We start from the raw sequence: 6,595 nt of genomic DNA on the forward strand, positions 1-6,595 counted from the left end.
CGAGGCCGTTGTATGGTCAAGCGCTGTTCAGGCTATCTGATCCTGGGGATGTGGCTGCTCAACCTGCTGCACCTCTATCTGGGATTCTCCCCCTGGCCAGCCGCCGTCGCAGCCTGGGCCGCCTCTCTGCTCACCTGGCCCTGGCTGGTGGGCGCCGCCCGTCGTCAGGCGCTGGCGCTCTATGGGGCGGCACTGCTGCTGCTGATCTTCTCCTGGTGGCGCGGTGCCAGCCTCAGCCCCGGGGACTGGCTGCTGCCCAACATCAACATGCTCACCATGTTTGCCGCCGTCAGCACCCTCAACCTCGCCACTTCGGGTCTACTGACAGGCACCGCCTCCTGGTCCGGTCGCAAGGGGCTGTGGAGCACCATGGCCAGCCTCAATCTGCTCGGTGCCATCATCAACCTCTCTGTGCTCTTCATCATCGGTGATCGGCTGGAGCGCAATGGTACCCTTGAGCGGCGCCAGGTCATGGTGTTGAGCCGGATCTTCTGCGCCGCGGCCTTCTGGTCTCCCTTCTTCGTCGCCATGGCGGTGGCGCTCACTTACGCCCCCGGCCTGCAGCTGGCCAGCATATTGCCGTTTGGCATCCTCGCCGCCCTGCTGGCCATGGGACTGACGGCCTGGCAGGTGGAGCGGCTCGGGGTGGCGGACTTCGAAGGCTATCCCATGAGGTTGCAGACCCTGGGGCTGCCGGTGACCCTGGCGCTGCTGGTGCTGCTGATCCACAGGCTCTGGCCCGGGCTCAGCATTCTGGCGGTGATCGCGCTGGTGGCCCCCTTGCTGGCACTGCTCTTCATGCCAGGCCAGGGACGCGGGGCGGCCCTCAAGCGGCAGGTGGTGGAACGCTTCCCCGCCATCGGCGGCCAGCTGGTGTTGTTCCTGGGAGCCGGCCTGCTGGCTGCCGGCATCAACAGCGCCCTCTCCGTCATCGACTTTGGTGCAGGTCACGGTCTGCCGCTGTTCAACCACTTCGGCTGGCTTGAGGCATCCCTCACCCTGCTGCTTATCTTCCTGGTCGCCATCATAGGCGTGCATCCCCTCATCAGCATCTCGGGGGTGGCTCCCTTGTTGTGGCCACTGTCACCGGATCCCAGCCTGCTCGGTATGTGCTTCCTGCTGGGGTGGGGGCTGGCCACCGGCACCAGCCCGCTGTCCGGCTCCAACCTGGCGCTGGCCTCCCGCTACAACCTGAGCGCCAGGCTGCTGCTGCGCTGGAACCTGCTCTACGGGTTGTTGATGTACGGGGTGGCCTGTCTGTTGATGGGGGGCTTCATCGCCCTGCACGGCTGACATTGGCGGCGGGAGAGGGGCAGGTTCGCAGGGGGCTGTGGCGCCGCGGCGAGCGTCCCGGATCGCGGTTCCTGCCCCCTGCGAGAAAAACCGACGCATATTTAAGCAATACCGGCACGGAGGGCGCATTTTGCAACGCGCTGGCTTGTTTGTGCCGAGCGCATCAGGGTATGCTGGCTTCACGCGCTTGATCGCCCCCTGTGGGGCATCGCAATTGAACATACAGGTATGCATATGTCACTAGAAGTCCTTGAGCAACTCGAATCCAAAGTACAATCCGCCGTCGACAACATCTCCCTGCTGAAAATGGAGCTGGACGAGCTGAAAGAGCAGAACAACAAGCTGCAAGACGAGAACCATCAGCTGCGCAACGAGCATGTTGCCTGGCAGGAACGTCTGCGCGCCCTGCTGGGCAAGATGGACCAGATGGGCGATGCCATCTGATCCCGTCTTGACTGACTGGAATGAAAGCGGGCCGCTCTTTGAGCGGCCCGCTTGTTTTGGCAGGGGTGGGGATCACAGGGCCAGCAGCTGCTTGACCGTCTTCTCTATGCCGTCGGCGGCCTCGAGGATGTTCTGCGCCAGCATGTAGGCCGGGGTCGAGATGACCTTGCGTTCCTGATCCACCACAAACTCGCTGACCGGGCAGTTGAGGTGGCTGCCCCCCATGGCCTCGATGGCATTGGCGGCACCCTCGTCATGGCCTATGGTGGCCAGGGTGCCGGCGCCATAGATGAGGGGTATCATGGCCGGCGCTATGCAGATATAGGCTGCCGGTTTGCGGGCTTTGGCAAAGCTCTGGCACGCCTTCAGCACATCGGGCTGGATCTGGCAGTTGGCGCCCTGGACGGCGAAGTCGCACAGATTCTTGGCGGCGCCAAAGCCGCCGGGCACCAGCAGGGCATCGAAATCGGCCGCATCCAGCTCGGCCACATTCCTGATCTGCCCGCGGCAGATACGGGCAGCCTCGACCAGGACGTTGCGGCTCTCCCCCTCGCTCACCTCGCCGGTCAGGTGGTTGATGACGTGCAATTGAGGCACGTCGGGCGCGAAGCACTGGGTGGTGGCGCCCTGACGGGCCAGTGCCAGCAGGCTGATGACGGCTTCATGGATCTCGGCGCCATCAAACACGCCACAGCCACTCAAGATCACGGCCACTTTTTTCATGGCAGACTCCTCGTTGTTGAAAATGTGAGCCAGGGTAGATTGTTGTACTTTTGTATGGTTATCGTTCGGCCTCCACTGGTCAAGTCATCTTGCTGTGCTAGGATTGTTTCGTTTTGGATCCTGCCTCGTTGACCCCCTTGAATTTTTTTCCACATTGATCGAGATCATGATGAAGGCATCATGGTTTGTTTTTACGATCTCAATGCACTGTTTTATATGCACTTTTTGTTTTTAATCCACAGCTTTGCCACCATGGCGCAGCCATGAGTCCATTTTTGAGCACAGAGTTATCCACAGGCAAGGGGTCGCTTAATGGTACGAATGGGAGGGGGCCAGCCCCTTGGTGTGCCGCGGGCCCTGTGGCATCCTAGCGACTGTTTATTCCTGGCAGGACGATTTCATGGCCCCTAGCAATCCCCTTATCTTGGTCGACGGCTCTTCATATCTTTACCGCGCCTTCTTCGCCTCCCAGCAGGCCGATCTGCGCACATCGACCGGTTTGCCAAGCGGCGCCGTCCGGGTGATGGCCAACATGATGCGCAGCCTGCGCAAGCAATACCCCGACAGCCATGTGGCCGTGGTGTTCGACGCCAAGGGCAAGACCTTCCGTGACGACATCTACCCCGAGTACAAGGCGACCCGCGCCAGCATGCCGGACGATCTGCGCAGCCAGGTCGCTCCCATTCACCAGATGATCAAGGCGATGGGCTTCCCCTTCCTGATGGTCGAAGGGGTCGAGGCCGACGATGTGATCGGCACGCTCGCCCGCCAGGCGACCGAGAAACAGCTGCCCGTGCTCATCAGCACAGGTGACAAGGACATGGCGCAGCTGGTCTCCGACCATGTCACCCTGATCGACACCATGAAGGATGTGAAGACCGATCGGGAAGGGGTGATCGAGAAGTTCGGCGTGCCCCCCGAGCTCATCATCGACTACCTGGCCCTGATGGGGGACAAGGTGGACAACATTCCCGGCATGGCAGGGGTGGGTGAGAAGACGGCCCAGGCGCTGTTGCAGGGGATAGGCAGCATCGATCAGATCGCCGCCAACCTCGACAAGGTCGCCGCCCTCGGCTTTCGTGGCTCCAAGGCGTTTGCCGACAAGTTCCGCGAGCAGGAAGAGCAGGTTCGCCTCTCCTACCAGCTGGCAACCATCAAGACCGACGTGGAGCTGGAGCAGAGTCTCGAAGAGCTGCTGCTGGGCCCGATCGACAAGGAGTCCCTGCTGGCGGTCTACCGCGAGTACGAACTGCGCAACCTGATCAAGGAGCTGGAGTCCGGTGGCGAAGAGAGCGCCGGGCAGGAAGTGGCCGCTGATGACGCCGCCGCTCCGGTTGCTGCCATCGAGACCGACTACAGCTGTATTCTGGAGGAGGCCGAGTTCGACGACTGGCTGGCACTGTTGAAAGCGGCGCCCCTGTTTGCCTTCGACACCGAGACCACCAGTCTCGACTATATGGAGGCGCGAGTGGTTGGCGTGTCGTTCGCCATCGAGCCGGGCAAGGCGGCCTATGTTCCCTTCGGCCACGACTATCTGGGGGCTCCAACCCAGCTGACCGAACAGCAGGTGCTGGGCAAGCTCAAACCCCTGCTGGAGGATCCGGCCCGTCTCAAGGTCGGGCAGAACCTCAAGTACGATCGCAACGTGCTGCAGAACCACGGCATCGATCTGCAGGGCATCGCCTACGACACCATGCTCGAATCCTATGTGCTCAACTCCACCGCCAGCCGTCACGACATGGACTCCCTGGCCAGGAAGTATCTGGGCGTCGACACCATCTCGTTCGAAGAGATCGCCGGCAAGGGGGCCAAGCAGCTCACCTTCAACCAGATCGAACTGGAGCAGGCCGCACCCTATGCGGCGGAAGATGCCGACATCACCCTGCGTCTGCACCAGACCCTGTGGGGCGAACTGAGCAAACTGCCTACGCTTGCCAAGGTATTCACCGAGATCGAACTGCCCCTGCTGCCGGTGCTGGCACGGATGGAACTGCTCGGGACCACCATAGATCCCAAATTGCTGCACCAGCAGAGCCAGGAGATCGAAGTGCGTCTGGCGGAGCTGGAGCGGCAGGCGCACGAGCTGGCCGGGCAGGAGTTCAACCTCTCCTCACCCAAGCAGCTCGGCGAGATACTGTTCGTCAAGCTGGGGCTGCCCATCCTCAAGAAGACCCCCAAGGGTGCCCCATCCACCGCCGAAGAGGTGCTGGCTGAATTGGCGGAGACCTATGATCTGCCGCGCCTGCTGATGGAACACCGTGGCCTGGCCAAGCTCAAGTCCACCTATACCGACAAGCTGCCGCTGATGATCAAGCCCCAGACCGGGCGGGTACACACCTCCTACCATCAGGCGGTGGCGGCAACCGGCCGGCTCTCCTCGACCGATCCCAACCTGCAGAACATTCCGGTGCGCAACGAGCAGGGACGCCGGATCCGGCAGGCCTTCATCCCGAGCGCTGGCTACAAGCTGGTAGCGGCGGACTATTCCCAGATTGAGCTGCGCATCATGGCGCACCTCTCCGGTGACCAGGGCTTGCTGACCGCCTTTGCCGAGGGCAAGGACATCCACAAGGCGACCGCCGCCGAGGTGTTCGGCGTGGCGCTCGAGGCGGTGACCACCGACATGCGCCGCAGTGCCAAGGCGATCAACTTCGGCCTCATCTATGGCATGAGTGCCTTCGGCCTCGCCAAGCAGCTGGGGATCGGCCGCGCCGAGGCGCAGAAATACATGGATCTCTACTTCGAACGCTACCCTGGCGTGTTGGAGTACATGGAGCGCACCCGCCAGCAGGCGGAAGCCCAGGGCTACGTCGAGACCCTGTTCGGTCGTCGCCTCTACCTGCCGGACATCAAGTCTCGCAACGCCGGTCTGCGCAAGGGCGCCGAGCGGGCGGCGATCAATGCCCCCATGCAGGGCACGGCCGCCGACATCATCAAGCGCGCCATGATCGCTGTCGATGGCTGGATCCGGGGCATTACCGATGGCTCCATCCACATGCTGATGCAGGTTCACGATGAACTGGTGTTCGAGATCCGCGAGGAGAAGCTGGAGGAGTACATAGCTCTCATCAAGGAGAAGATGTCCGCGGCAGCCGAGCTGCACGTGCCGCTGGTGGTGGAAGCCGGAACCGGCGACAACTGGGATCAGGCCCACTGATCCTGACCACAGTGATTGGCTAGCTATATAAGCAGAGAAGCCCGGCAGCATGCCGGGCTTCTTGTTTCCGTTTCCTGTCTGCCTCAAGCCTCTTGCAGATACTCATCCTTGAGCAGGACGTAGTTGTCGGCCGAGGTCTTCAGAAAGGCAATCTCTGCCGGTTTGAGTGGCCGCGCCTGCTTGACCGGGTTCCCCATATAGAGGAAGCCGGATGCGAGCCGCTTGCCCGGTGGCACCAGAGAGCCGGCGCCTATCATCACGTCATCCTCGACGACTACCCCATCCAGCAGTATGGCCCCCATGCCGACCAGCACCCGGTTGCCTATGGTGCAGCCGTGCAGCATGGCCTTGTGGCCCACGGTGACGTCTTCCCCTATCAACAGGGGATAACCGTCGGGATTGGCGGTGCTCCTGCGACTGAGATGCAGAACAGTGCCGTCCTGCACATTGCTGCGGGCGCCGATGCGAATGTGGTTCACATCCCCCCGTGCCGCCACCAGGGGCCAGATGCTGGCATCGTCGCCGAGCACTATGTCTCCCACCAGGGTGGCGCAGGGGTCTACATATACTCGTTTGCCCAGTTGTGGGCGTTTTCCTTTATAGGGTCTCAGTCGCAAGTCCATCTCTGCCTCCTCAATTTTCTGGCCATTCTAGCAATCCCGGGCTCGTTTCTGTGGATAAGTTTGTACAAAAGCTGTGGTTGGCTATGAATAACTAGAGAAAGGCCTATTTTTGAAGATTTATTGCCACTTTTTGCAAAAATGGGCTTGCCAGAAAGTTTCAGCTCCCTATAATGCGCCTCCATCGACAGGGCAAGCGGCAACGCAAACAACCTCGTCGATAACCTCGAAAAGCCTTTGAAAATAAGGCTTGACTCGAGAAAGCGGTTGAGTAGAATTCCACTCCCGCAGCAACGAACTGTTGCGTCGCTCTTTAACAATTTGAATCAAGCAATCTGTGTGGGCACTCACAGCATCG

Annotated in this window: 6 protein-coding genes; 3 read left to right on the plus strand and 3 right to left on the minus strand. The window is 61.2% G+C overall.

Annotated features, from left to right (window positions below; translation table 11 throughout):
• Nucleotides 1–12: 12 nt before the first annotated feature.
• Both AB5Y91_RS10740 and AB5Y91_RS10745 read left to right on the plus strand, forming a co-directional pair.
• Nucleotides 13–1,293, plus strand: coding sequence for a hypothetical protein (locus AB5Y91_RS10740; protein ID WP_368169774.1), 1,281 nt, complete (start codon nt 13–15; stop codon nt 1,291–1,293).
• 234 nt (nt 1,294–1,527) lie between these two features.
• Nucleotides 1,528–1,737 carry a cell division protein ZapB gene (locus AB5Y91_RS10745; protein WP_025325277.1) on the plus strand — a complete coding sequence of 70 codons (210 nt, stop codon included), beginning with the start codon at nt 1,528–1,530 and terminating at the stop codon, nt 1,735–1,737.
• A gap of 72 nt (nt 1,738–1,809) precedes the next feature.
• Here the strand turns inward: AB5Y91_RS10745 and elbB are convergent, their stop codons facing one another.
• Nucleotides 1,810–2,460 carry an isoprenoid biosynthesis glyoxalase ElbB gene (gene elbB / locus AB5Y91_RS10750; RefSeq protein WP_111913696.1) on the minus strand — a complete coding sequence of 217 codons (651 nt, stop codon included), beginning with the start codon at nt 2,458–2,460 and terminating at the stop codon, nt 1,810–1,812.
• Between the two features lie 400 nt (nt 2,461–2,860).
• On the opposite strand from elbB, the gene polA reads away from it, so the two are divergent.
• Nucleotides 2,861–5,617 (plus strand): DNA polymerase I, encoded by a 2,757-nt coding sequence (gene polA / locus AB5Y91_RS10755; RefSeq protein WP_290030762.1) that lies wholly within the window; start codon nt 2,861–2,863, stop codon nt 5,615–5,617.
• Nucleotides 5,618–5,700: 83 nt separating this feature from the next.
• On the opposite strand, the gene AB5Y91_RS10760 is transcribed toward polA, so the two are convergent.
• Nucleotides 5,701–6,240: a gamma carbonic anhydrase family protein gene (locus tag AB5Y91_RS10760; RefSeq protein WP_163149166.1), complete on the minus strand. Its 540-nt coding sequence runs from the start codon at nt 6,238–6,240 to the stop codon at nt 5,701–5,703.
• A gap of 165 nt (nt 6,241–6,405) precedes the next feature.
• Nucleotides 6,406–6,595 (minus strand): hypothetical protein (locus AB5Y91_RS10765; protein WP_368169775.1); only part of this gene is annotated, 190 nt, incomplete at its 5' end.

It is taken from the genome of Aeromonas sp. R4-3 (assembly GCF_040908275.1).
GTDB lineage: Bacteria > Pseudomonadota > Gammaproteobacteria > Enterobacterales > Aeromonadaceae > Aeromonas > Aeromonas rivipollensis.